This window comes from Noviherbaspirillum sp. (assembly GCF_035254685.1).
Lineage (GTDB): Bacteria > Pseudomonadota > Gammaproteobacteria > Burkholderiales > Burkholderiaceae_D > Noviherbaspirillum.
The window spans coordinates 1-23,683 of sequence record NZ_DATFAI010000024.1; the positions used below are offsets into that span (position 1 = coordinate 1).

Consider the following 23,683-nt stretch of genomic DNA (forward strand, 5'->3'; position numbering starts at 1 on the left):
GGGCGTTGCCGCCAAGGCCGGCGACGACAAGGCGCGAGCCGCACTCGATTGCAAGACCGAACTCACGGCGCTCGACGCGCTGCTCGCCGACCGCGATGCCAGGCTCGACCCGCGCGTGCAGAAGCTCCTCGCGATGTGGCCGCAGACGAAGGCCGCTTACACCGGCGACGAATACGTCGTGAAGATCCGCGGCAAGGAGATCCGCACCGCGCTCACCACGGTATCGCTGTCCGGTACGCACGTGCCGAAGGTCGCACTGCCGAAGTTCGAGGACGACGGCGAGATCCTGCGCTGGCAGCTCGGCGAGAACGTTCCCGGGTCATTCCCTTACACCGCGGGGGTGTTCGCGTTCAAGCGCGAGAACGAGGATCCGACGCGCATGTTCGCCGGCGAGGGCGATGCGTTCCGCACCAACAAGCGCTTCCATCTGCTCGCGGACGGCATGCCGGCCAAGCGGCTCTCGACCGCGTTCGACTCGGTCACGCTCTACGGCAACGATCCGGATCTTCGTCCCGACATCTACGGCAAGGTCGGCAACTCGGGCGTGTCGATCGCCACGCTCGACGACATGAAGGTGCTGTACGACGGGTTCGATCTGTGCGCGCCCAATACCTCGGTATCGATGACCATCAACGGCCCGGCGCCGACCATCCTGGCGATGTTCATGAACACCGCGATCGACCAGCAGGTCGACAAGTTCAGGAAAGACAACGGCCGCGAGCCGACCGACGACGAAGCCGCCAAGATCCGGGAATGGGTGCTGGAGAACGTGCGCGGCACGGTGCAGGCCGACATCCTGAAGGAAGACCAGGGGCAGAACACCTGCATCTTCTCGACCGAGTTCAGCCTCAAGGTGATGGGCGACATCCAGGAATTCTTCGTGCACAACCGGGTGCGCAATTTCTACTCGGTATCAATTTCCGGCTATCACATTGCCGAAGCGGGGGCCAATCCGATCTCGCAGCTGGCCTTCACGCTGTCGAACGGCTTCACCTTTGTCGAGGCGTATCTCGCGCGCGGCATGCACATCGACGATTTCGCGCCCAACCTGTCGTTCTTCTTCAGCAACGGCATGGATCCGGAATACACGGTGCTGGGGCGTGTGGCGCGCCGCATCTGGGCGGTCGCGATGCGCGACAAGTACGGCGCCAACGAGCGCAGCCAGAAGCTGAAGTACCACATCCAGACCTCGGGGCGTTCGCTGCATGCGCAGGAGATCGACTTCAACGACATCCGCACCACGCTGCAGGCCCTGATTGCGATTTACGACAACTGCAACTCGCTGCACACCAATGCGTATGACGAGGCGATCACCACGCCGACCGACGAATCGGTGCGCCGCGCGCTGGCGATCCAGTTGATCATCAACCGCGAATGGGGCCTGGCCAAGAACGAGAACCCGAACCAGGGCAGCTTCATCATGGAGGAGCTGACGGACCTGGTGGAAGAAGCGGTGCTGCAGGAATTCGAGCGCATCGCCGAGCGCGGGGGCGTGCTGGGTGCGATGGAGACGGGTTACCAGCGCGGCAAGATCCAGGAAGAGTCGATGCATTACGAGCATTTGAAGCACGACGGCACGCTGCCGATCATCGGCGTGAACACCTTCCGCAATCCGAAGGGCGATGCGGTCCAGCAGACGCTGGAGCTGGCGCGGTCTACGGAAGAGGAGAAGCAGTCGCAACTGAAGCGCCTGGCGGAATTCCAGGCGAGGAACGCCGAACAGGCTCCGGCGATGCTGAAAAAATTGCAGCAGGCGGTGATCGACAACCAGAACGTATTCGCGGTACTGGTGGAAGCCGTGCGCTACTGCTCGCTGGGACAGATCAGCAATGCGCTGTTCGAGGTCGGCGGGCAGTATCGCCGCAGCATGTAAGGCTTGATTGTCCACGGAAAACACAGAAACCACCGAAATCTTTTCCGTGTTTTTCGTGTCTTCCGCGGACAACGCTTTTATGGCACGCTGTTCCACTTCATGCTCCCGCGATATCTCTTGTCCACAAATTACGGCGTCAGGAAATTCTCCCATCAAGGTCAGCGACATGGATCGTTCGTATACACAATGATGCTCAGGCATCTGTCTTTCGCGCTCGCAATGTTCCTTGGCGCCTCGGCCATCGCGGCACCCGCGCCTTGGTACAAATGGCGCAGCAAGCTGAATGGAACGGTGGTCTGCGCGCAATTCATGCAAGGGGAATGGGAAAAGGTCGACGGTCCGTTTCGCGACGCGCACTGCACTGAACCTGGTTCCGCGCATAATCCATCCTGAGCGGAAAGGGCGCGCGGCCGGATGCATTCCGGGCAATCTCAGAACTTCGCCATTTGCTGCTGGATCTCCTTGTCGATGGCATTCAATGCGACGGTCTTCTCGACCGCGCCGCGCTTGACGGCTTCCTTCGGCATGCCATAGACCACGCAGCTCGCCTCGTCCTGCGCCACCGTGCGCGCGCCGGCCTTGCGCATCTCCAGCAGCCCCGCCGCGCCATCATCACCCATGCCGGTCATGATCACGCCCAGCGCGTTCGCGCCGGCGGCCTTCGCGACGGAGCGGAACAGCACATCGACCGAAGGACGGTGGCGGTTCACCAGCGGCCCGTCGACCACCTCGAGGAAATACTGCGCGCCATTGCGCCGCAATAGCATGTGCCGGCCGCCGGGTGCGATCAGTGCGCGTCCCGGAATGACGCGGTCGTTGTTCTGCGCCTCCTTGACCGCGATCTGGCAGATGCTATCGAGCCGTGCTGCAAAGGCAGCAGTGAATTTTTCCGGCATGTGCTGCACGATCACGATGCCTGGCGACACGCGCGGCAATGCAGTCAGCACCACTTCCAGCGCCTGCGTACCGCCGGTGGACGTACCGATGGCGACCACCCGTTCGGTGGTCTGCGTCATGGCATTGCCGTCGGCCGGCGTGAGGATCACATCGGCGCTGAATTTCTCGGTGACCGGCGGTGCGGCATGCTGCTGCCGTACCAGTTGCTTCACGTTGGCGCGTGCCGCCGCGCGGACTGCGTGGATCAGTTCGTCGGCGCTGTCTTTCAGGTATTGCTTGAGCCCGAGCCTGGGCTTGGTGATGATGGCGACGGCGCCGGCGGCGAGCGCTTCCATGGTGGTCTGCGCGCCCTTTTCCGTCAGCGTCGAGCAGATGACGACCGGCGTCGGCCGCTCGCTCATGATCTTCCTGAGGAAGGTGATGCCATCCATGCGCGGCATTTCCACGTCGAGCACGATCACGTCCGGCCACTGCATTTTCATGCGCTCCATCGCCAGCAAGGGATCGGCCACCGCATGCGTGACGGTGATGCCGGGCGTGTTCTCCAGCAGGCCGGTCAATACCTGGCGCACAACGGCGGAATCATCCACGACCAATACCTTGATGCTGTTCATGCGCTGCTTCCTGTCTCCATGAATGTCGTCAGCCGGGCTTCACCTGGCGCGACCAGACGTTGCCGCTGCTGACGTCGAAAATGATTTGCCGGTGCCCGACGCCGAACAGGCTTTCGGACAGGATGGGGATGCCATGCGCGCGCAGCAGTTCGCGCGCCGTTTCGCCATTTCGCTTGCCGACATGGATCGGCGCCGCCCGCGCACCGGGAAACATGTCGCCGCCGCCGAACACCTTTCCCTGGCATTCCCTTGGCGTAATGCCGGCCGCGCGCAATTCGCGCAGCATCAGCCACATGGCTTCCTCGCCATAGCGCCCGTCGGGCTCCGCGATGACGTGCGCGGGCCGGCTCGCCAGCAGGAAGTGCGACATGGCGCCGATGCGCAGGCAAGGATGCCAGAGCGTGATCGAGACGCAGGAGCCGAGCAGTGTGCGGATCCGGTAATCCGCGTTGCCGACGAAATATTCGCCAGGCTGCAGGAAGATCTCGATGCATGGCGTCTGGCCCGGCATGGCATCAAGCCACCTTCCGGTACACCGAGGGCATCAGGGGCTGCACCTGGTCCGTTACGCCATGCAGGCTCTCGGAATGGCCAATGAAGAAATAGCCGTTCGGCCTCAGCAGCGAGAGTACGCGCGCCACCACCTGCTGCTTGGTCTCGCCGCTGAAGTAGATCATCACGTTGCGCAGGAAGATCACATCGAAGGTGCCGATCTGCGGCAGCGTGTCGTTCAGGTTCGCTTGCAGGAACTGCACCCGCTGGCGCAGGGCGCGTTCGACCAGCAGCGTCCCCTGCTGCGCGCCGGTTCCCTTCAGGCAGTAGCGCTTCAGGTAGCCTGTCGGGATGTGCGTGGTGCGCTCCAGCGGATAATGGCCGGTTCGCGCGCGCGCCAGCACCCGCGTGCTGATATCCGAACCGATCACTTCCCACTGCGCCTCTCCCAGCGTGTCGGCCAGCACCATGGCGATGCTGTAAGCCTCTTCGCCGCTCGAACTGGCTGCACTCCACACGCGAAAGGCCTGCCCATGCCTGCGCAGGCTGCCGGCCGCTTCGCGCAGCAGGTCGAAATGCTTCGGTTCGCGAAAGAAATAGGTCTCGTTCGTCGTCAGCAGGTCGATGGCCATCTGCACTTCGGCGACATCATTGCCGCTGGCCAGCAGCCGGAAGTATTCGCCATAGTTGTTCAACTGGCGCTGCTGTATGCGCTTGGCCAGGCGTCCGCTGACCAGCGCCTTCTTGGCGGGCGACATGGTGATGCCCGCAGCCTCGAAGATGAAGCGCTGGAACTGGGCAAACTCGTGGTCGGTAAGCGTGATGACATTTCCCACAGCTTTTCACTCATTGATGGTTTTCTTGCCAGACCGGTTATATGGTTGCCGTATCGGTTGACAGCGACGCGAGCGCGCCACGATCCTCGACCGACAGCACGCTGTCGACGTTGAGGAGAATAACAAACCTGCCGTTGACCTTGCCCATGCCTTCGATGAACTCGGTACGGATCTTCGCGCCGAACGTGGGCGGCGGCTCGATCTCGGCCGCGGGGATCTCCAGCACGGCATTGACGGCATCGACCACCACGCCGATCACCTGCTGTCCGTCATGATGGCTGACTTCCACGATCACGATGCAGGTGCGCTTGGTGATGGCGGTCGTCGCCCTGCCGAACCGCGCCGACAGGTCCACCACAGGCACCACGGCACCGCGCAGATTGATCACGCCGCGTATGCATTCCGGCATCATCGGCACGTCGGTCAGGCCGCCGTATTCGATGATCTCCTTGATCGCCAGAATGCCGATGGCGAAAGTTTCACCGCCCAGCATGAAGGTGAGGTACTGCGCGTGGTCGGCGCCGGCCTGTATCGGCCGTTTCGCATTGGCCCTGGCTTCTACCAGTGAACTCATTCTCGCCTCCCTAGAATTTCGTGAAATGCGACTCGTCCGGCGCTTGCGTCGCGGCGAACGCGTGTTCCGGCAGCTTCTTCGTGCCGTTCAGTTTTGTCGTCGGCGCCTTCGGCACGGCTTTGCGCAGTGCGGAGGTCGCCTGCGTTTGCCCCTGCATTTGCGCCTGCTTCAGCCTGAAGAAGGACATCGTCTGTTGCAGCTGCTCGGCCTGGCTGCTCATCTCTTCCGCCGTGGCCGCCAGCTCTTCCGAACTCGAGGCATTCTGCTGCGTGGTCTGACTCAACTGCCCCACTGCCGCATTGATCTGGCCCACGCCCGACGACTGTTCCTCCGATGCCGCCGTGATTTCCTGCACCAGGTCCGATGTCTTCTTGATGTTCGGCACCATCTCATCCAGCAGCTTGCCGGCCTTTTCCGCAAGACCCACGCTGTTGCTCGCCACCTCGCCGATTTCCTGCGCCGCCACCTGGCTGCGCTCGGCCAGCTTGCGCACTTCCGCCGCCACCACGGCGAAGCCCTTGCCGTGCTCACCCGCGCGCGCCGCTTCGATCGCGGCATTCAGGGCAAGCAGGTTCGTCTGATACGCAATGTCGTCGATGATGCCGATCTTCTTCGCGATCTGGTTCATCGCGGCGACGGTTTCCTTGACTGCATCGCCACCCTCGGCTGCTTCCTGCGCGGCCTTGGTCGCCATGCCGTCAGTGACCTTGGCGTTCTCGGTGTTCTGCGAGATCGAGGCCGTCATCTGCTCGATGGAGGCGCTGGTTTCTTCCACGCCGGCGGCCTGCTCGGTCGAGGCCTGCGACAAGGCCTGCGCGGTGGCGCTGACTTCCTCCGACGCGCTCGCCAACGCGTCGGCCGCGCCATTCACCTCTGCCACCACCAGCGAGAGCTTGTCGACCATGTTGTTCGAGTATTCCTTGAGCTTGCCGAACGCGCCCTCGTAGGACTTGTCGATCTTCGTGCTCAGGTCGCCTTCGGACATCGCGCCCATCACTCGCACCACATCATCGATGCTGGCGCCGGTGGTCGTCATCAACTGGTTCAGGCCGGCCGCCATCTCTTCCTGGAATCCGCGCAGGCCTGCGGTCTCGACTCGCGCCTCGAAATTGCCGTGGTTGGCAGCGTCAATGACGCGGCGCTGGCCGTCGATCACCTGGTTGAGCTTGTCGACGGTATTGTTCGTATATTCCTTGAGCTGGCCGAATGCGCCCTCGTAGGGCTTGTCGATCTTCTGCGACAAATCACCGTCGGACACGGCACCCATCACGCGCACCACGTCGATGATGCTGTCCCCGGTCACCGTCACGAGCCTGTTCAGCCCTTCACCCATGTCTTTCTGGAAGCCCTGCAATCCGTCGAGATCGGTGCGTACATCGAAGTTGCCTCGGTTGGCGGCCTCGACCACGCGCTTCTGGCCATCGATCACCTGCGTCAGCTTCGCCACCATGGTCTGCATCGCGTGCAGCAGCTGGCCTGTCTCATCCCTGCTCGTTGCTTCGATGCGTATGCCAAGATCGCCATCCCTGAGCTGGTTGGCGGCCAGTACCGCCTGGCCGAGCGGGCGCGTAATGCTGAGCGTGATCCAGAACGCGGTGAGCGCCGACAGCACGAGCGCCGCGGCGCCCATGACGAGCATCAGCACGCGCGCGTCATGGAATTCGTCGGAAGCGTCCTTGCCGGAATTTTCCATCAGCTGGCCCTGGTAGCTGATCAGCGCATTCAGCGCGTCCATATAGGCAAGCTGTGTGGGCCGCAGCTGCGTCTGCAGGAGATTTTTCGCTTCGTCCTTTTTCCCTTCGTTGACAAGCCGGATGAACTGCTCCTCATGCACGCGGTAGCTTTCCCGCGCGTCGGCAATGCCCTTCAGCAGTTCCTTTCCTTTCGCTGATGTGATCGCCTTGTCCAGTTTCTCGACGCTTTCCTTGATCTTTCCCTTGGACGTTTCGATCGTGCCAAGCTCTTTGCGAATCGTTTCCGGATCGGTAAAGATGATCGCGTTGCGCATCGAGCGCGCAATCTGGTTCACTTCGCCGATCGCGGAATAGGCCCACACCACCTTCGGATAGCGGTCGTTCACGATGAGCTCCGTGCCTGCGTTGAGATTGCCCAGGCGGGAAATCCCAAGCAGCAGCACGGCAATCAGTACCAGGCAAACCAGTCCGAACGACATCCCCAGCCGGGTGCCGATTCTCATATGTTTCAACATTGCATTACCTCTACAACCAAGTGTTCATTTCAACTTCGGCAGCGCGTGCTTGCCGTACATCCGCATCTGTGCAGTCAGGTCATGGTCTGGTGACTCACCTCCGGTGATCTTGCATGGTTTGCTGTTGCCGAAAACATCAGAAGCGCGTGAACTGGGCTTCCTCAAGCGCGGCCTCGGTCGCGAGCGCCGTGCTTCGCGTCGATCTGCCATCGCCCCTCTTGGCCTGTCCATTCGCCGGCGTTTTCGCTGCCGGCCTGCGCGACTGCATCTCCCGTCCGCCCGCGACACCGTCCAGCTTGAAGAAAGCCATCGTCTGCTGAAGCTGCTCGGCCTGCCCGCTCATCTCCTCCGCCGTGGCCGCCAGCTCTTCCGAACTCGACGCGTTCTGCTGCGTGACCTGGCTCAACTGCGCCATGGCGGAATTGATCTGCCCGACGCCCGACGACTGCTCTTCCGATGCCGCCGTGATTTCCTGCACCAGGTCTGAGGTCTTCTTGATGTTCGGCACCATCGCGTCCAGCAGATGCCCCGCCTTCTCCGCCAGCTCCACGCTGCTGGTCGCGACTTCGCTGATTTCCTGCGCCGCCACCTGGCTGCGCTCGGCCAGCTTGCGTACTTCCGCTGCGACCACGGCGAATCCCTTGCCATGCTCGCCCGCACGCGCCGCCTCGATGGCTGCGTTCAACGCCAGCAGATTCGTCTGATACGCAATGTCGTCGATGATCAGGATCTTCTTCGCGATCTGGTTCATCGCAGTCACCGTGGCCTTGACGGCCTCGCCACCCTCGGCCGCTTCCTGCGCGGCCTTGGTCGCCATGCCATCGGTCACCTTGGCGTTTTCGGTGTTCTGCGCGATCGAGGAAGTCATCTGCTCGACCGAGGCACTGGTTTCCTCCACGCTCGAGGCCTGCTCGCTTGCCGCCTGCGACAAGGACTGCGCCGTGACGTTGACCTGTTCGGACGCGCTGGCAATCGCTTCCGCGCCGCCGTTGACCTCGGACACCACCTGCGACAGCTTCGCGACGGTGTTGTTGGTATAGTCCTTCAGCTTGCCGAAGGCGCCCTCGTAGGATTTGTCGATGGTCCTGGTCAGGTCGCCCTCCGATACCGCGCCCATGACCCGCACCACGTCGTCGATGCTGGCGCCGGTCGTCACGACCAGCTGGTTCAACCCTTCGCCCATCTCCTTCTGGAAGCCCTGCAATCCGGCCACCTCGATGCGCGCATCGAAATTGCCATGGTTTGCCGCCTCGACGATGCGACGCTGTCCTTCGATCATCTGCTTCAGCTTCGCCACCATGTTCTGCATCGCGTACAGCATGCTCGACTGGTCGCCGGCCTTGACCACCAGATCGGCCGGCAGGCTGCCCGCGGCCACCTCGCGCGCCACCTGCGCCGCGTACTCCGGCTCGCCGCCGAGCTGGCGCAGCAGGTTGCGGATGATGAGCCAGGACAGCAGCAGCGTCACGCCGATGCAGGCAATGGTGAGCGTCACGGAGATGATCAGGTTGCGCCAGGCACGCGACGCAATGTCGTGCGCGATGGACACGATATCGGCGGACAGGCCCTGCTCCACTTCATGCAGCCCATCGATGCGCGCCGTCGTCTGGCGCACCCAGGTTTCGCCGGACACGCCGAACTGGCCGCTGGTATTGCGCTCCAGCGCCGCGCCGCGCATCTTTTCGACGTCGCGTGAGTAGTCTCGCGACATGACGCCTTCAAAGTTCTTCACATCCTTGTCGCTGGCGTAGGTGCGGAAGGTGGAGAAATCGCTATCCTGCTTGTGCACGCGCTCCAGGAATGCGCGGTAATCGGCAGCGCTCATTGCATCGGCGACGAACACGCGCGCCCCCAGTGCACGCTCCTGGCCGGCAAATTCCTTGCCTTTGACGAGGCTGAGATAGGCCGTGAGCTTGCGCACCAGCACCGGGTCCGCATCCTGCGTGGCGAGGCCGGACAGCGCTTTCACCAGGACACTGACGGTGTCAGTGAAGTACGCAACGGTCTCGTCGCCGGACTTGCGCAGGGAGGAAATCTCCTCGCGGGCGCGCGCAAGGCCGGCCAGGCCATCCAGCGCCTGCCGGGCGAACTCATTGTTGCCGGCGATATTTTTCAGGTTCTGCTGGCTGGTATCGGTAGTCATGCGGCGCCTGGCCATCTCCTCGCCGAACTTCTGGCCCTTGGACTGTGCGAAGCCCACGCTGTTGGCGCGCTCGACCTGCAGTGCATGCACGACTTCGCCGAGGGAGGTCGCCAGGTTCATCAGCTTTTCCGTTTCGCTCGCGCCCTGGTACTGGAGCCAGCCATCCCTGGAAATCGTGCCTGCTGCAAGTGCCAGTGCCAGCAGCGGCAGCGCCACCAGTATCAATAACTTGCCCGCAACCGTCTTGATGATGTTCATGTCAGTCTCCTCCCTTGAAGTCCTTTTTTCCAGTTCCGCCGCCGGCGACGGCCTTATGCCGCTTCGGGCGGTCCGGAAGCCGTCTCTGCCAGTGCCGCGAGTTCGTCGAGCGAAACGATCTGGTTGATGTTGAGCAGGATCACGAACCGGCCGTTGACCTTGCCCATGCCCTCAATGAAATCGGTGCGGATCTTCGCGCCGAAGGTCGGCGGCGGCTCGATCTCGGACGCCGGTATCTCCAGCACGGCATTGACCGCATCGACCACCACGCCGGCCACCTGCTGTGCTTCGCCGCTATCGACTTCGACGATCACGATGCAGGTGCGCTTGGTGACCGCCGTCGTCGCCCGGCCGAAACGGGAAGACAGATCGAGCACCGGCACCACGGCGCCGCGCAGATTGATCACGCCGCGTATGCATTCGGGCATCATCGGCACTTCGGTCAGGCCACCGTATTCAATGATTTCCTTGACGGCGAGGATGCCGATGGCAAAGGTTTCTCCGCCGAGCATGAAGGTCAGATACTGGCCATGATCGGCGATCGCCTGAACCGCCGATACGGCGGGGCCGGCTTCGATGAATGCGCTCATTCGCCTCTCCTAGAACCTGGTGAAATTGGCTTCATCCAGCGCCGCGTCGCTGGCGAGCGCGAGATTGCCTTCGACCGGCTTGCTGGCGAAGGCCCTTCTGGGCACGGCGGGTATGCCTGGTTTGCGAAGCGACTGCACGATCTTCACCTGCGCGCCGGCCTCGAGCTTGAAGAAAGACATCAGCTGCTGCAGCTGCTCGGCCTGGCTGCTCATTTCTTCGGCAGTGGCCGCCAACTCTTCCGAACTCGATGCATTCTGCTGCGTGGCCTGGCTCAATTGCCCCACTGCCGCATTGATCTGGCCCACGCCCGACGATTGCTCTTCCGATGCCGCCGTGATCTCCTGCACCAGGTCCGATGTCTTCTTGATGTTCGGCACCATCTCGTCCAGCAGCTTGCCTGCCTTCTCTGCAAGGCCCACGCTGTTGCACGCGACTTCGCCGATTTCCTGCGCCGCCACCTGGCTGCGCTCGGCCAGCTTGCGCACTTCCGCCGCCACCACCGCGAAGCCCTTGCCATGCTCGCCGGCACGTGCCGCTTCGATCGCGGCATTCAGTGCCAGCAGGTTCGTCTGATAGGCGATGTCATCGATGATGCCTATCTTCTTGGCGATCTGGTTCATCGCGGCGACGGTCTCCTTCACCGCTTCGCCGCCCTCGGCCGCTTCCTGCGCGGCCTTGGTCGCCATGCCATCGGTGACCCTGGCGTTCTCGGTGTTCTGCGAGATCGATGCTGTCATCTGCTCGATCGAGGCGCTGGTTTCCTCCACGCCGGCCGCCTGCTCGCTTGCCGACTGCGACAATGACTGCGCGGTGGCGCTGACTTCCTCCGACGCGCTTGCCAGCGCATGCGCTCCGCCATTGACCTCGGCAACTACGTGTGCAAGCTTCGTGACCATGGTTTTCAGGGCGAACAACAGGCTCGACTCATCCCTGGCCTTGGTCCGTATCTCCAGCGACAGGTTGCCTGCCGCGACTTCGCGCGCGATCTCCGCTGCATAGGCCGGTTCGCCGCCCAGCTGGCGCAGCAGGCTCATCACGACCAGCGTCGACAACACGACAGCCAGGGCCGTCGCGGTACCGGACATCGTGATGATCGTATTCCGCGCGTCGTGATAGGTAGCGTCCGATTCACGCCCTGCTTCCTGCATCAGTTCACCCTGATACGCGATCAGCTTTTCCAGCGCATCGATATAGGCCAGCTGGGCAGGCCGCAACTGGGTCAGCAGCAGTCCCTTGGCCTCGTCATTCTTTCCGCCGCCAGCGAACGCAATGAAATCTTCCTGGTGCGCCTTGTACTTGCTGCGCGCGTCAAGCATGGCCTTCAGCAGTTCCTTGCCCTTGGGCGTGGTGATGCTTTTTTCCAGTTGGTCGATATGCTTGACGATATTCGACTTCGCGCCATCGATCGTCGCCAGCTCCTTCCTCACCATGTCAGGTTCCGTGAAGATGACGACATTGCGCATCGACCGCGCAATCTGGTTCAGTTCGCCGATCATTTCATAGCCGGTGACGACCTTCGGATAGCGGTCGTCAATGATCTTCTTCGTGCTTTCGTCAAGCTGACCGAGGCGCGAGATGCCCAGGAATGCCGTGGCAAGCAGCAGCAGGATGACGACACCAAAACACAGCCCGAGACGGACCCCGATTTTCATATTGTTCAGCATGCGATTTCCCTTGTTCAGTGGTAGGCGTTTGTCACAGTTTTTCCGGCTTTCTTTTTTTTCGCCGGCTTTTCCCTGGTGCGACAAGTCTCACGCTGCCAGCCGTTGCTTCTCCCTGGCATCGATCAGGTTCAACAGTGCGGGCACATCAAGAATGAGGGCCACCTCGCCGCTGCCGAGAATGCTCGATCCGCTGATGCATTTCACCTGGTTGAACATCTTCCCCAGCGGCTTGATCACGGTCTGGAATTCGCCGAGCAGGGCATCCACCACGAGGCCGGCCTTCTTGCCCGCATGCCGGATGACCACGATGCTTTCGCGCCGCGCCCTTTCACCCTCGATTGCGAACAGTTCGCGCAAGCGGATGAAGGGCAGCACTTCGCCGCGCAGGTTGGTGTAGTCGTGGCCCGGCTCGCAAGAGAACTCGACGCACTCCTCGATCATGTCGAGCGGGACGACGAAATTCGTCTTGCCCAAGCCGACCATGAAGCCGTCGATGATCGCAAGCGTGAGCGGCAGGCGCACCATGACCGTCGTGCCCACGCCTTCCTCGCTGGCGATGTCGACGCTGCCGCGCAAGGCGATGATGTTGCGCTTGACCACGTCCATGCCGACGCCGCGACCCGACAAATTGGTGATCTGTTCCGCGGTCGAGAATCCGGGCTCGAAGATCAGCGCATAGACCTCGCTGTCGCTCAGCGTGCGGCCCGCTTCGACCAGGCCGCGCTCCACCGCCTTGGCGAGGATCTTGTCGCGCTTGAGTCCGCCGCCGTCGTCGCTAACCTCGATCACGATGCTGCCGGAATCATGGTAGGCATTGAGCCTGACGCTGCCCTGCGCCGGCTTGCCACGCGCGGTGCGCACCTCGGCCGGCTCGATGCCGTGATCCATCGCATTGCGCACCAGGTGCATCAGGGGATCGCCGATCTTTTCGACTACGGTCTTGTCGAGTTCGGTGTCTTCGCCGCTGACCACCAGCCCGATGTCCTTGCGGAGCTCGCGCGCGACGTCATGCACCACGCGCTGAAAGCGGTTGAAGGTCGCGCCGATCTTGACCATGCGCAGTTGCAAGGCGCTGTCGCGCACTTCTTCCACCAGGCCCGACAGCGTGGAAGTACATTCCTGCAGCTCGGCGATCTGCGTGCGGCGCGCAATCAGATTGGCGGAAGCGCCGGCGATGATCAGCTCGCCGATCAGGTTGATCAGGTGGTCGAGCTTGTCGGCATCGACGCGGATCGAACGGTTCTCCTGGGCTTTTGTGTCGTTGATCTTTTTCTGCTTGACCAGCGCCGCGTTCACCACATCCTGCTGCACCACATGCTGCTCGACGAGAATTTCGCCGATCGGCGGCGCAGCGGGCGCGGCTTCCTGTTGTGCATTGAGTGCGGCATCCAGTTCATGCGCGGTGACGCTGCCGCAACGCACGAGGATCTCGCCGAGGCGCGCCGTCTCCTCCGGCAGGCCTTGGATCAGCCGGACGTATTCGGAAATGCGGCTGTGCGGCGGCAGGATGGCGATGCGGCAGTCGTCGCGCACGAATTCGAAGACATTGTCGATGGCCGCCTTGTCGGCATCGCTGGCGAAGGCGATCTCGAAGCCGAGGAAGCAGGATTCGGGATCGATCGTGTCGAGCGCGGGAATGGCATCGGTCAACGTGACGATGCCGACGATGCGGCCGAGCTTGCCGAGGTAGCGCAGGAAGGACAGCGGGTCCATGCCGTTGCGCAGCACCTCGCTGCCGAAACGCAGTGAGATGTGCCAGTGGTTGTTGCCGCCACCGAGACTTTCGATGCGCTCGAAGGCTTCGGCATGTTCGACCACGGCGAGGGGCAGCGCGCTCGAGGGGTTAGGCGCAGCGAGATAGCCGCGCAATTGCGCGCTGAGCGGTTCGCCTCGCTGTTGCGCAGCCGCCACATCGCCCTCGTCCAGTCCGGCCTCCGCACCGTCGATCAGCGCGCCGATGTGGTCGCAGCAGGAAAGCAGCAGCGTGACCAGCGTGTCGTCGATATCGAGCTTGCCATCACGGACGCGGTCCAGCACGCTTTCCAGCACATGCGTGAACTCGACGATATGGTCGAGGCTGAACAGTCCCGCCGAACCCTTGATGGTGTGCGCGGCGCGAAAGATGGCGTGGATCATTTCCTGGTCCGCCTCGGCGCGCTCGAAGGCAAGCAGCGCGTTTTCCATCTCTTCGAGCAGCTCCCGGCTTTCTTCGATGAAGGTCTGCAGTGCAGCGTCAAGATTCATGTTCCACCCCGCTCATGTCCTGGCCGAGGCACGGCCGTTCTCTTGCTCCGCGCCGGATCCGATCATCATGGGATCGCCGAAGAAGCCGCCCAGGTCGAGCAGCTCGAAGGCCTCCACCACCGCCGCACTGTGCGCAGCGAGGTGCAGTTCCTTGCGCCGCGCCAGCGCCTCCTTCTTGGCCGCGACCAGCAGCTGCACGCCTGCCGCGTCGATCTCGGACACGCCGGACAGGTCGATTTCCAGTGCGTCGCCCTGCTCCAGCAGCGCTGTCAGCGCCGGCTTCAGCTCGGCCGCCTGGTAGATCGTCATCTCGCCTTCGATGCGCAGGCAGTGTTCAGGGCGAGCGTCGCCCTCACGCCTTGTTTCAGCGTTCATGGTGGTCTCCGCGAAGTGGTTGGGTTAGAGGGGTGCTAGGGCAGTACCAGCTTCTGCACGGCGTTCAGGAGGAGGTCCGGCTTGAACGGCTTCACGACCCACGCCTTCGCTCCAGCGGCCTGGCCCTGTCGCTTCTTCGATTCCTCGGATTCGGTGGTGAGCATGATGACCGGCGTGAACTTGTACGCAGGCATCTGCTTGACGGCGGTCAGGAAGGTGATGCCGTCCATCTTCGGCATGTTGACATCGCTGATGATCAGGTGGACCTTCTGGCCCTTGAGCTTGGAAAGGGCATCGACGCCATCGCTTCCCTCGAGGACTTCATAGCCTGCCCCCTTGAGGGCGATGCCGACCACCTGTCGCAATGATACCGAGTCGTCCACGATCATGATTGTCTTGGCCATCTTCCCTCCTAAAAGAACGTGATTTCGTCGTCCTGCTTTTTCTCGGCCTGCGTTCCGCCGTGCACGGCGCGCTCCTCCGCCATCGCATAGGTACTGGCGAGTTCGGCCAGCAGCGCCTCCGCGTCAAGCGGTCGTAGTTCGCCGTGCTGCTCGAACTGGCGGCGATGCTCGTCGAGGAATACCGGGAGGCGGTCGATGCTCTGCTGTACGTGGCTCATGATCTGGCTGACGCGATCCTGGAATTGCAGTTGCACCAGGGCCTCTGAGACCTCGTACTTGATGCCGATGCTCTCGTCTTTCAGCAGGCTGGAAGAGCGCACCAGCGCGTCGGTGACGTTGCGGAAGTCGGCCAGCACCGAGCCGATGGTCGTCTCCGACGAAGACATCGAGTCCTGCTCGCGCTGCACGGACTGCTCGGCTGCCGAGCAGGTGGCGATGATGGCGTCGCTGATCAGGCTGACTTTTTCGGTGATGCGCCGCCCGGTCTCGCCGGAGAGGTTGGAAAGCATGCGCACTTCCTTTGCGACGACGGCGAATCCGCGCCCCATCTCGCCCGCGCGCGATGCTTCGATCGCGGCATTGAGCGCCAGCAGGTTGGTCTGCGACGCGATTTGCGCGACTTCGTCGGCCATACTCCGGAGCTCCTTGATGAAATGCTCGAGCCCCTGGATCTTTTCCAGCATGGCCGCCTTGCTCGCCGTGGCCTCCTTCAGCGAAGCGACCACGGCGCCGAGTTCCCGTTCGCTCGACGAGAATACGGCGACCAGTCCGGCGTGACCATCTTCCACAGATTCGGAGGCGGTGCTGGAGGCGCGAACGGCCTGGTCAAGCTTGTCAACGATGCCAGAGAATCGTTGCGCCAGCGAAGACACGGCTTCTTCCATCTGCGATACCGATGAGCCGATCTGCGCGGACCATACCGGCGCCAGCGACTCGCTGAACTGCTTGCGGCTGGCGAAGTAGGTATCGATGGGTTGCTGGAGTTGCTTTTGTGCGACAGCGCTGCGCGATCCGATCACGATGCCGGCTGCGCCGAGCAGCAGCGCCGTCACGATGGCACCGATGCTCCAGCCGCCAAAGGCCAGCGTACTCGCCGCGCCCGCGCACCCAAGCACGGCGGGCCAAAGCGCAGGCAGGACAGGGGCTTTCATGCGCCACTCCTTGTCGCCCGTATCGCAAATACTGCTGCCATCACTGCCCGCATGGGGCGTGCAGAGGCAACGCCTCGTCCTGAAGACATTTTTTCTCCATCCCCGTTGGGGCGCATGTGGCTTATTGTTCAAAAGGCCGGCCGGGTGCCTGTGCACCTCGGATCTTTTGTTTCCACTTGGAAATTATCCTATCAGCTTTTTCTATTGCCGCAATAGTTCAAGGCTTAATTCTTGGTACAGAATCAATCACAACAGGATGTAATTGTCATGCTGTCAGCGGCGGGGAGTGTTGCCGCCCGGGATGGCAGAAGCGGAAATTGTCGCGGAGAGGAACGGGCAAGCGTCGTGCTCGCTTGCCCGGCAGGTGGTCAGCGCATCATCGAGTCCGGCAGCCAGTTCACCAGGCCGGGAACAAAGTACACCAGAGCCACCGCGGCGACCATCAGGAAGAACATCGGCAATGCTGCCTTGGCGATCCAGGGCACCTGCTTGCGTGTCATGCCCTGCAGCACGAACAGGTTGAAGCCGACAGGCGGCGTGATCTGCGCCATCTCGACCACCAGCACGATGAAGATGCCGAACCAGACCAGGTCAATGCCTGCCTTTTCGATCGTCGGCAGGATCACGCCCATGGTCAGCACCACCATGGAAATGCCGTCGAGGAAGCAGCCGAGGATGATGAAGAACACCATCAGCGCCATGATCAGCATGAAGTTCGACAGGCCGAGCGAACCGATCCATTCCGCGAGATGGCGCGGCAGGCCGAGGTAACCCATCGACAGCGTGAGGAACTGCGCACCGGCCAGGATCAGCGCGATCATGCAGTACAGACGCGTCGCGCCCATCAGGCTTTCCATGAAGGTGCGGCGCGTGAGCGAGCCCTGCACTGCCGACAGGATCAGCGAACCGAGCACGCCCACGGCCGCCGCTTCGGTCGGCGTTACCCACGGTGAATACACGGCACCGAGCACCAGCGCGATCAGCAGCACGACCGGCAGCAGGTGGCGCGAGGCGTACAGCTTCTGGCCGAAGGTGTATTTTTCCGTGGCGCGCGGCAAGGCATCCGGATGCATCAAGGCCCAGACGATGATGTAACCGGAGAACAGCGCGGCGAGCAGGATGCCGGGAATCACGCCGGCGATGAACAGCTTGGCGATCGAGACATTGGCCATCACGCCGTACACGATCATGATGATGGACGGCGGGATCAGCAGGCCGAGCGTGCCCGCGCCGGCCAGCGTGCCGATGATCTTCTCTTCGGGATAGCCGCGCGCCGTCAGCTCGGGGATGGTCATCTTGCCGATGGTGGCGCAGGTCGCCGCCGACGAACCGGACACCGCCGCAAAGATCGCGCAGCCGACCACGTTGGTGTGCAGCAGACGGCCCGGCACCCGCTCCAGCCACGGTGCGAGTCCCTTGAACATGTCTTCCGACAGCTTGGTGCGGAACAGGATCTCACCCATCCAGATGAAGAGAGGCAGCGCGGTCAATGTCCAGGAGGATGCGGCGCCCCAGATGGTCACCGCCATCGCATCGCCCGCGGGACGCGCGGAGAAGAGTTCCATGCCGATCCATGCCACGCCAGAGAGCGCGAGCCCGACCCACACGCCGGTGCCCAGGATGGCGAACAGGGCGGCGATCAGCAATATCGTCGTAATGAATTCCATGGCTCCGCCTTATTCGCTATGCACCGCTTCTTCGGATTCCAGCGCAACACGCCTGCCGCGCAGTTCCAGCACCAGGTCGTCGGCCAGCGCGATGAACAGCACGATCGCGCCGATGGCCATCGGGATCTGCGGGATCCAGAGCGGCGTGGCATCGTTGCCGGTAGAAATGTCGTTGAATTCATGCGACTGGTACGCCAGCCGCATGGCGTAGAAAGCGAATGCGCCGGCCAGCGCAGCGCCGATACCATGTGACCAGATTTCCAGCGCGTGTCGCATCCTTGGCGAAGCCGCATGCAGGATCAGCGTCACGCGAATGTGCTCGCCGCGCTTGAGGGTATGCGCAAGCGCGAGGAAGCCGCTCGCCGCCATGCTGTAGCCGGCGTACATGTCGGTGCCGCGCCAGCCCAGCGCGAACATGCGGTCGGCGATGCCGGCCACCACCATCAGCAGTGTGCCGATCATGAAGAACGCGGCGGCATAGCCGGCTGCGTTATAGAGCTTGTCGAGAAATGCACGCATGTAATCCTCGTCGGATGCCGGCCCACGATGGCCGAGCCTGCCAATGGTATGTCGTCCCGGACGCAAGCAGAGCGTCCAGATGATTTTGAGGAGTTGAAATTCTCCTCGGCCTTGACCCCTCCCCCTTGCAGGGGGAGGGTTAGGGGCGCCCGGCGGAGGGTGGGGGTATTGAGCTTGCATTCACGTCTACGATAGCTCAACCTCACTACCCCCATCCCAACCTTCCCCCTGCAAGGGGGAAGGGGCTTCACCGGGGATCTTGCGAACGTTCGGTTAAATTCATCTGAATGCGCCAATCGCGTTCCGGTCAGGACATCGTCAAGCCTTAGGGTCTGACCAGGTTCCTGGACAGGCCCTTACTTCCGATAAGCGTCAATCACCGCCTGCCCTTCCGGTCCGGCTTTCTTCAGCCAATCGGCCAGCATGGTGTTGCCGATCTGCCTGAAGTCGGCCTGCATCTTCTCGGAGGGCTTGTGAATGGTCATGCCCTTGTTCTTGAGCTCGGTGAGGTACCAGTCGTTCTTGGTACTCGACATGGTCCAGCCGCGTGTCTCGGCATCGGTGGCGGCCTTCAGCACGGCAGCCTGGGTCGGCTTGTCCAGCGCGTCGAAGGCTTTCTTGTTTACGATGATCGCATTCTTCGGCAACCAGGCCTGGGTGTCGTAGAAGTTCTTCAGCTGTTCATACACCTTGGAGTCGTAGCCGGTCGAGCCGGAGGTCATGAACGCCTCCACCACGCCGGTCGCGAGCGCCTGCGACAGTTCGGATGCCTGCACCGTCACCGGCTGCGCGCCGACCAGTTCGGCGATCTTGCTGGTGGCCGGACTGTAGGCGCGCCACTTCATGCCGCGCAGGTCGGACGCCGACTCGATCGTCTTCTTGGTGTAGATGCCCTGCGGCGGCCAGGCCACTGCGTACAGCATCATCATGCCCTGCTTGGCGAGCAGGTCGTCCAGCGCCTTCTTCGATGCCTTGTAGAGTTTCTGCGACTGCTGGTAGGACGTAGCGAGGAAGGGAATGCCGTCCAGGCCATAGAGCGGATTTTCGTTTTCGAAGTTGACCAGCAGGATCTCGCCCGCCTGGATCTGGCCGCCCTGCACGGCGCGCTTGATTTCCGGCGCCTTGAACAGCGAGGCATTCGCATGCACCGTGATCTTCAGCTTGCCGCCGGTCGCCTTCTCCACGTCATTGGCGAACTGCTGGATGTTTTCGGTATGGAAGTTGTTCCCCGGATAGGCGGTGGCCATGTCCCACTTGGTCTGGGCATGTGCCGCCACTGTCAGGGTCAACGCGGATAAAGCAAGGGCAAGTCGTTTCAAGCGCATGGTATCTCTCCATAGTTGGTCTTCTTTTACCGCGCAGGATTCGCGCCTCGCGCGGCGCTCACTCCGAAACCATTTCCGACGGCTTTCATTATTACAAGAAGCCGGCTCTTGCGTCACATTGACATATCGTTGATAAAACGTTGACGAAATGTTGATCAATGCTAGTAAACTTGTCACTATAATGTCAAGCGGCTTGTGTCGCGAGGGGAGACTTTTTTCACCAATTCGGGAGCGCGGTATGCAACGCTGGCAATTCTGGATCGATCGGGGCGGCACCTTCACGGACATCGTTGCACGACGGCCGGACGGCACGCTCGCCACGCACAAGCTGCTGTCGGAAAACCCGGAGCAGTACAGGGACGCGGCGGTGGCCGGCATCCGCCACCTACTCGGCCTCGGCACCCAGGACAAGATCGGCGCCGACCTGGTGGAAGCGGTGAAAATGGGCACCACTGTTGCCACCAACGCCCTGTTGGAGCGCAAGGGCGACCCGACCGTGCTTGCCATCACGCGCGGATTCCGCGATGCCTTGCGCATTGCCTACCAGAACCGCCCGCGCCTGTTCGACCGGCATATCGTGCTGCCGGAGCTGCTCTACAAGGAAGTGATCGAGATCGAGGAACGCGTCGGCGCGCACGGCGAAGCTGTAGTGCCGCTGAACGAGCCGCTGGCGCGCGCCGCGCTGCAGCGCGCGTACGACAAGGGCTTCCGTGCGATCGCAATCGTGTTCATGCACGGTTACCGCTATACCGCGAATGAGGCCGCGGTCGCGGAGATCGCGCGCGAGATCGGCTTCACGCAAATCTCCGTCTCGCACCAGACCAGCCCGATGATGAAACTGGTATCGCGTGGCGACACCACCGTGGTCGATGCCTATCTCTCGCCAATTCTGCGCCGCTACGTCGACCAGGTTGCGCAGGATATGCCCGGCGTCAACCTGCAATTCATGCAGAGCAACGGCGGCCTGACCGATGCGCATGCGTTTTCCGGCAAGGACTCCATTCTCTCCGGCCCTGCCGGCGGCATCGTCGGCATGGTGCGCACCAGCCAGCTTGCCGGCTTCGACAAGGTGATCGGTTTCGACATGGGCGGCACCTCCACCGACGTATCGCATTTCGCCGGCGAATTCGAGCGCGAGTTCGAGACGCAGGTGGCCGGCGTGCGCATGCGCGCGCCGATGATGAGCATTCACACCGTCGCCGCGGGCGGTGGCTCCATCCTGCATTTCGATGGCGCGCGCCTGCGTGTCGGGCCGGACAGCGCCGGCGCGAATCCGGGGCCGGCATGTTACCGGCGCGGCGGCCCGCCGGCGGTGACGGACTGCAATGTCGTGCTCGGCAAGATCCAGGCGAAGTACTTCCCCGCGGTGTTTGGCCCGCATGCCGACCAGCCGCTCGACGCCGAAGCGGCCATGCAGAAATTCCGCGACATGGCGGAACAGATCGCGCAGGCAACCGGCCGCCGACGTACGGTGGAGGAGATCGCGGAAGGCTTCATCGAGATCGCGGTCGGCAACATGGCCAATGCGATCAAGCAGATCTCGGTGCAGCGCGGCCATGACGTGACCGAGTACGTGCTCACCACCTTCGGCGGCGCGGGCGGACAGCACGCCTGCCTCGTGGCCGATGCGCTTGGCATGACGACGGTGTTCGCCCATCCGCTGGCCGGCGTGCTGTCCGCCTACGGCATGGGCTTGGCGGACCAGGTCGCCATGCGCGAATCGGCAGTCGAGATTCCGCTCGACCCGGATGCGCTGCCGACGCTGCAGGCGCAACTCGACCAACTCGCCTGCGACGCACGCCGCGACCTGCAGTCGCAAGGTGTTGCGGAAGAGCGCATGCAGGCGGTGCGACGCGTGCACCTGCGCTACGAGGGCACCGATTCCGCGCTGACCGTGCAGTTCGACAGCCTGCACGGCATGCTCGCGCAATTCGAGGCCGCGTACAAAAAGCAGTTCTCCTTTCTCATGCCCGGCAAGGCGCTGATCGCTGAAGCGGTGTCGGTCGAAGTGATCGGCAAGTCGGGCGAGGCGCAGGAAAAAGCGACTGCACTGCCGCCGCGTCCCGGCGCATTGCAAGCGGCCGAAACCGTGCGCATGTTCTCCGGCGGCCGCTGGCATGATGCCGCGCTGTTCAAGCGCGAGGACACGCGCCCCGGCGACATCATTACAGGGCCGGCGATCATCGCGGAAGCGAACGCGACCACAGTCGTCGAGCCCGGCTGGCAGGCGCAGGTCACCGCGCTGTACCACCTCGTGCTCACCCGCGTGGAAGCGCGCCCCGAGCGGCGCGCGATCGGCACCACCGCCGATCCGGTCATGCTGGAAATCTTCAACAATCTCTTCATGAGCATCGCCGAGCAGATGGGCCTGCGCCTGCAGAACACCGCCTACTCGGTGAACATCAAGGAACGGCTCGACTTCTCCTGCGCGATCTTCGATGCGGAGGGCAACCTGATCGCGAATGCGCCGCACATGCCGGTGCACCTCGGCTCCATGGGCGAGAGCATCAAGACCGTGATCCGCGAGAATGCCGCGACGATGCGCCCCGGCGACGTGTACATGCTGAACGATCCCTATCACGGCGGCACCCACCTGCCCGATGTCACCATCATCACGCCGGTATTCGACGAGGCCGGCCTCAAGGTGCTGTTTTACGTCGGCTCACGCGGCCATCACGCGGACATCGGCGGCACGACGCCGGGTTCGATGCCGCCGGATTCGACCGTCGTGGAAGAGGAAGGCGTACTGATCAACAACTTCAAGCTGGTCGACGCGGGCCGCCTGCGGGACCATGAAACGCGCGCCCTCCTGACCGGTGCGCGCTACCCCGCGCGCAATCCGGAGCAGAACCTGGCGGACTTCCGCGCGCAGATCGCGGCCAACCAGAAAGGCGTGGAGGAACTGCGCAAGATGGTCGCGCATTTCGGGCTGGATGTTGTCAGCGCCTACATGAAGCATGTGCAGGACAATGCCGAAGAAGCGGTGCGGCGCGTGATCACAGCGCTGAAGGACGGCGCATTCGAATATCTGCTCGACAACGGCGCGGTGATCCGGGTCGCGATCCGCGTGAACCGCGAAGAGCGTTCGGCTGAGATCGATTTCACCGGCACCTCGCCGCAATTGCCGAACAACTTCAATGCGCCATCGGCGGTCTGCATGGCCGCCGTGCTGTATGTGTTCCGCACCTTGGTCGACGACGACATCCCGCTCAACGCCGGCTGTCTCAAGCCCTTGCACGTCATCATCCCCGAAGGCTCGATGCTCAATCCGCGCTATCCCGCATCGGTAGTATCAGGCAATGTCGAAACCTCGACCTGCATCACCAACGCACTCTACGGCGCATTGGGTGTGATGGCAGCTTCGCAGGGCACGATGAACAACTTCACCTTCGGCAATGATCAGTACCAGTACTACGAAACCATCTCGGGCGGCTCGGGCGCGGGCGAAGGCTTCGACGGCACGGACGTGGTGCAGACCAACATGACCAACTCGCGCCTGACCGATCCGGAAGTGCTGGAGTTCCGTTTCCCGGTGCGGCTGGAAAGCTACGAGATACGCAAGGGCTCCGGCGGCAGGGGAAGGTGGCATGGCGGCAATGGCGGCATGCGCAAAGTGCGCTTCCTTGAAGACATGACCGCTTCCATCCTTTCCAACAACCGGTTGCACGGCGCATTCGGCATGGCGGGCGGTGAAGCGGGCGCAACGGGCCGCAACCTCGTCGTGCGGTGCGACGGAACGGTCGAGGAACTCGCGCATGTGGCGCGGACCGACATGAAGGCCGGGGACCTGTTCGTGATCGAGACGCCGGGTGGCGGCGGATACGGCCTGCCCTGACGGTATACTTCG

At 62.6% G+C, this 23,683-nt stretch carries 16 protein-coding genes and 2 pseudogenes; 2 read left to right on the forward strand and 16 right to left on the reverse strand.

All coding sequences use genetic code 11. From position 1 onward, the window contains the following. Positions 1-1,873: methylmalonyl-CoA mutase family protein (locus VJ698_RS11470; protein WP_324102893.1), on the forward strand; the 1,873-nt coding region annotated here is incomplete at its 5' end. Between the two features lie 431 nt (positions 1,874-2,304). Here VJ698_RS11470 and VJ698_RS11475 read toward each other — a convergent pair. The 16 genes and pseudogenes from VJ698_RS11475 to VJ698_RS11550 all read right to left on the reverse strand — a co-directional run bounded on the left by VJ698_RS11475 (position 2,305) and on the right by VJ698_RS11550 (position 19,836). Next, on the reverse strand, positions 2,305-3,384 hold the full coding sequence (locus VJ698_RS11475) for a chemotaxis response regulator protein-glutamate methylesterase (RefSeq protein WP_324102894.1): 1,080 nt from the start codon (positions 3,382-3,384) through the stop codon (positions 2,305-2,307). 28 nt (positions 3,385-3,412) lie between these two features. Then, positions 3,413-3,895 carry a chemotaxis protein CheD gene (locus tag VJ698_RS11480; RefSeq protein ID WP_324102895.1) on the reverse strand — a complete coding sequence of 161 codons (483 nt, stop codon included), beginning with the start codon at positions 3,893-3,895 and terminating at the stop codon, positions 3,413-3,415. Between the two features lie 4 nt (positions 3,896-3,899). Next, entirely contained in the window at positions 3,900-4,712 is an 813-nt protein-coding gene (locus VJ698_RS11485; protein ID WP_324102896.1) for a CheR family methyltransferase, read from the reverse strand. Between the two features lie 37 nt (positions 4,713-4,749). After that, positions 4,750-5,286 (reverse strand): chemotaxis protein CheW, encoded by a 537-nt coding sequence (locus VJ698_RS11490; protein WP_324102897.1) that lies wholly within the window; start codon positions 5,284-5,286, stop codon positions 4,750-4,752. A 10-nt stretch (positions 5,287-5,296) separates the two neighbouring features. Then, positions 5,297-7,495, reverse strand: a complete 2,199-nt coding sequence (locus VJ698_RS11495; RefSeq protein ID WP_324102898.1) for a methyl-accepting chemotaxis protein — start codon at positions 7,493-7,495, stop codon at positions 5,297-5,299. 136 nt (positions 7,496-7,631) lie between these two features. Beyond that, positions 7,632-8,876, reverse strand: a pseudogene (locus VJ698_RS11500) (methyl-accepting chemotaxis protein); the annotation flags it as partial. Between the two features lie 180 nt (positions 8,877-9,056). Next, a pseudogene (locus VJ698_RS11505) lies at positions 9,057-9,896 on the reverse strand (nitrate- and nitrite sensing domain-containing protein); the annotation flags it as partial. A 53-nt stretch (positions 9,897-9,949) separates the two neighbouring features. After that, on the reverse strand, positions 9,950-10,486 hold the full coding sequence (locus VJ698_RS11510) for a chemotaxis protein CheW (RefSeq protein ID WP_324102899.1): 537 nt from the start codon (positions 10,484-10,486) through the stop codon (positions 9,950-9,952). A 9-nt stretch (positions 10,487-10,495) separates the two neighbouring features. After that, positions 10,496-12,151, reverse strand: a complete 1,656-nt coding sequence (locus tag VJ698_RS11515) for a methyl-accepting chemotaxis protein (protein ID WP_324102900.1) — start codon at positions 12,149-12,151, stop codon at positions 10,496-10,498. Positions 12,152-12,238: 87 nt separating this feature from the next. Next, positions 12,239-14,395, reverse strand: coding sequence for a chemotaxis protein CheA (locus VJ698_RS11520; protein WP_324102901.1), 2,157 nt, complete (start codon positions 14,393-14,395; stop codon positions 12,239-12,241). A gap of 12 nt (positions 14,396-14,407) precedes the next feature. After that, positions 14,408-14,770 carry an STAS domain-containing protein gene (locus VJ698_RS11525; RefSeq protein WP_324102902.1) on the reverse strand — a complete coding sequence of 121 codons (363 nt, stop codon included), beginning with the start codon at positions 14,768-14,770 and terminating at the stop codon, positions 14,408-14,410. A gap of 35 nt (positions 14,771-14,805) precedes the next feature. After that, positions 14,806-15,174: a response regulator gene (locus VJ698_RS11530; RefSeq protein ID WP_324102903.1), complete on the reverse strand. Its 369-nt coding sequence runs from the start codon at positions 15,172-15,174 to the stop codon at positions 14,806-14,808. 8 nt (positions 15,175-15,182) lie between these two features. Further along, entirely contained in the window at positions 15,183-16,325 is a 1,143-nt protein-coding gene (locus VJ698_RS11535; protein WP_324102904.1) for a methyl-accepting chemotaxis protein, read from the reverse strand. Between the two features lie 368 nt (positions 16,326-16,693). After that, a complete protein-coding gene (locus VJ698_RS11540) occupies positions 16,694-17,992 on the reverse strand; it encodes a TRAP transporter large permease subunit (protein ID WP_324102905.1) in 1,299 nt (432 codons plus the stop codon). Between the two features lie 9 nt (positions 17,993-18,001). Next, positions 18,002-18,511 (reverse strand): TRAP transporter small permease, encoded by a 510-nt coding sequence (locus VJ698_RS11545; RefSeq protein ID WP_324102906.1) that lies wholly within the window; start codon positions 18,509-18,511, stop codon positions 18,002-18,004. A gap of 356 nt (positions 18,512-18,867) precedes the next feature. Beyond that, the gene (locus VJ698_RS11550) at positions 18,868-19,836 is read right to left on the reverse strand and encodes a TRAP transporter substrate-binding protein (RefSeq protein WP_324102907.1); all 969 of its coding nucleotides are present in this window, start codon (positions 19,834-19,836) and stop codon (positions 18,868-18,870) included. 238 nt (positions 19,837-20,074) lie between these two features. Between VJ698_RS11550 and VJ698_RS11555 the strand changes: the two genes are divergently transcribed. Further along, positions 20,075-23,671, forward strand: coding sequence for a hydantoinase B/oxoprolinase family protein (locus VJ698_RS11555; protein ID WP_324102908.1), 3,597 nt, complete (start codon positions 20,075-20,077; stop codon positions 23,669-23,671). The last annotated feature ends 12 nt before the right edge of the window (positions 23,672-23,683 follow it).

What these genes read in the sequence shown, in the direction of transcription:
- VJ698_RS11530 (WP_324102903.1), bottom strand. Translation starts at nt 15,174, where the DNA reads ATGGCCAAGACAATCATGATCGTGGACGACTCGGTATCATTGCGACAG.
- VJ698_RS11490 (WP_324102897.1), bottom strand. Translation starts at nt 5,286, where the DNA reads ATGAGTTCACTGGTAGAAGCCAGGGCCAATGCGAAACGGCCGATACAG.
- VJ698_RS11520 (WP_324102901.1), bottom strand. Translation starts at nt 14,395, where the DNA reads ATGAATCTTGACGCTGCACTGCAGACCTTCATCGAAGAAAGCCGGGAG.
- VJ698_RS11495 (WP_324102898.1), bottom strand. Translation starts at nt 7,495, where the DNA reads ATGTTGAAACATATGAGAATCGGCACCCGGCTGGGGATGTCGTTCGGA.
- VJ698_RS11480 (WP_324102895.1), bottom strand. Translation starts at nt 3,895, where the DNA reads ATGCCGGGCCAGACGCCATGCATCGAGATCTTCCTGCAGCCTGGCGAA.
- VJ698_RS11475 (WP_324102894.1), bottom strand. Translation starts at nt 3,384, where the DNA reads ATGAACAGCATCAAGGTATTGGTCGTGGATGATTCCGCCGTTGTGCGC.
- VJ698_RS11540 (WP_324102905.1), bottom strand. Translation starts at nt 17,992, where the DNA reads ATGGAATTCATTACGACGATATTGCTGATCGCCGCCCTGTTCGCCATC.
- VJ698_RS11545 (WP_324102906.1), bottom strand. Translation starts at nt 18,511, where the DNA reads ATGCGTGCATTTCTCGACAAGCTCTATAACGCAGCCGGCTATGCCGCC.
- VJ698_RS11510 (WP_324102899.1), bottom strand. Translation starts at nt 10,486, where the DNA reads ATGAGCGCATTCATCGAAGCCGGCCCCGCCGTATCGGCGGTTCAGGCG.
- VJ698_RS11515 (WP_324102900.1), bottom strand. Translation starts at nt 12,151, where the DNA reads ATGCTGAACAATATGAAAATCGGGGTCCGTCTCGGGCTGTGTTTTGGT.
- VJ698_RS11555 (WP_324102908.1), top strand. Translation starts at nt 20,075, where the DNA reads ATGCAACGCTGGCAATTCTGGATCGATCGGGGCGGCACCTTCACGGAC.
- VJ698_RS11525 (WP_324102902.1), bottom strand. Translation starts at nt 14,770, where the DNA reads ATGAACGCTGAAACAAGGCGTGAGGGCGACGCTCGCCCTGAACACTGC.
- VJ698_RS11550 (WP_324102907.1), bottom strand. Translation starts at nt 19,836, where the DNA reads ATGCGCTTGAAACGACTTGCCCTTGCTTTATCCGCGTTGACCCTGACA.
- VJ698_RS11535 (WP_324102904.1), bottom strand. Translation starts at nt 16,325, where the DNA reads ATGAAAGCCCCTGTCCTGCCTGCGCTTTGGCCCGCCGTGCTTGGGTGC.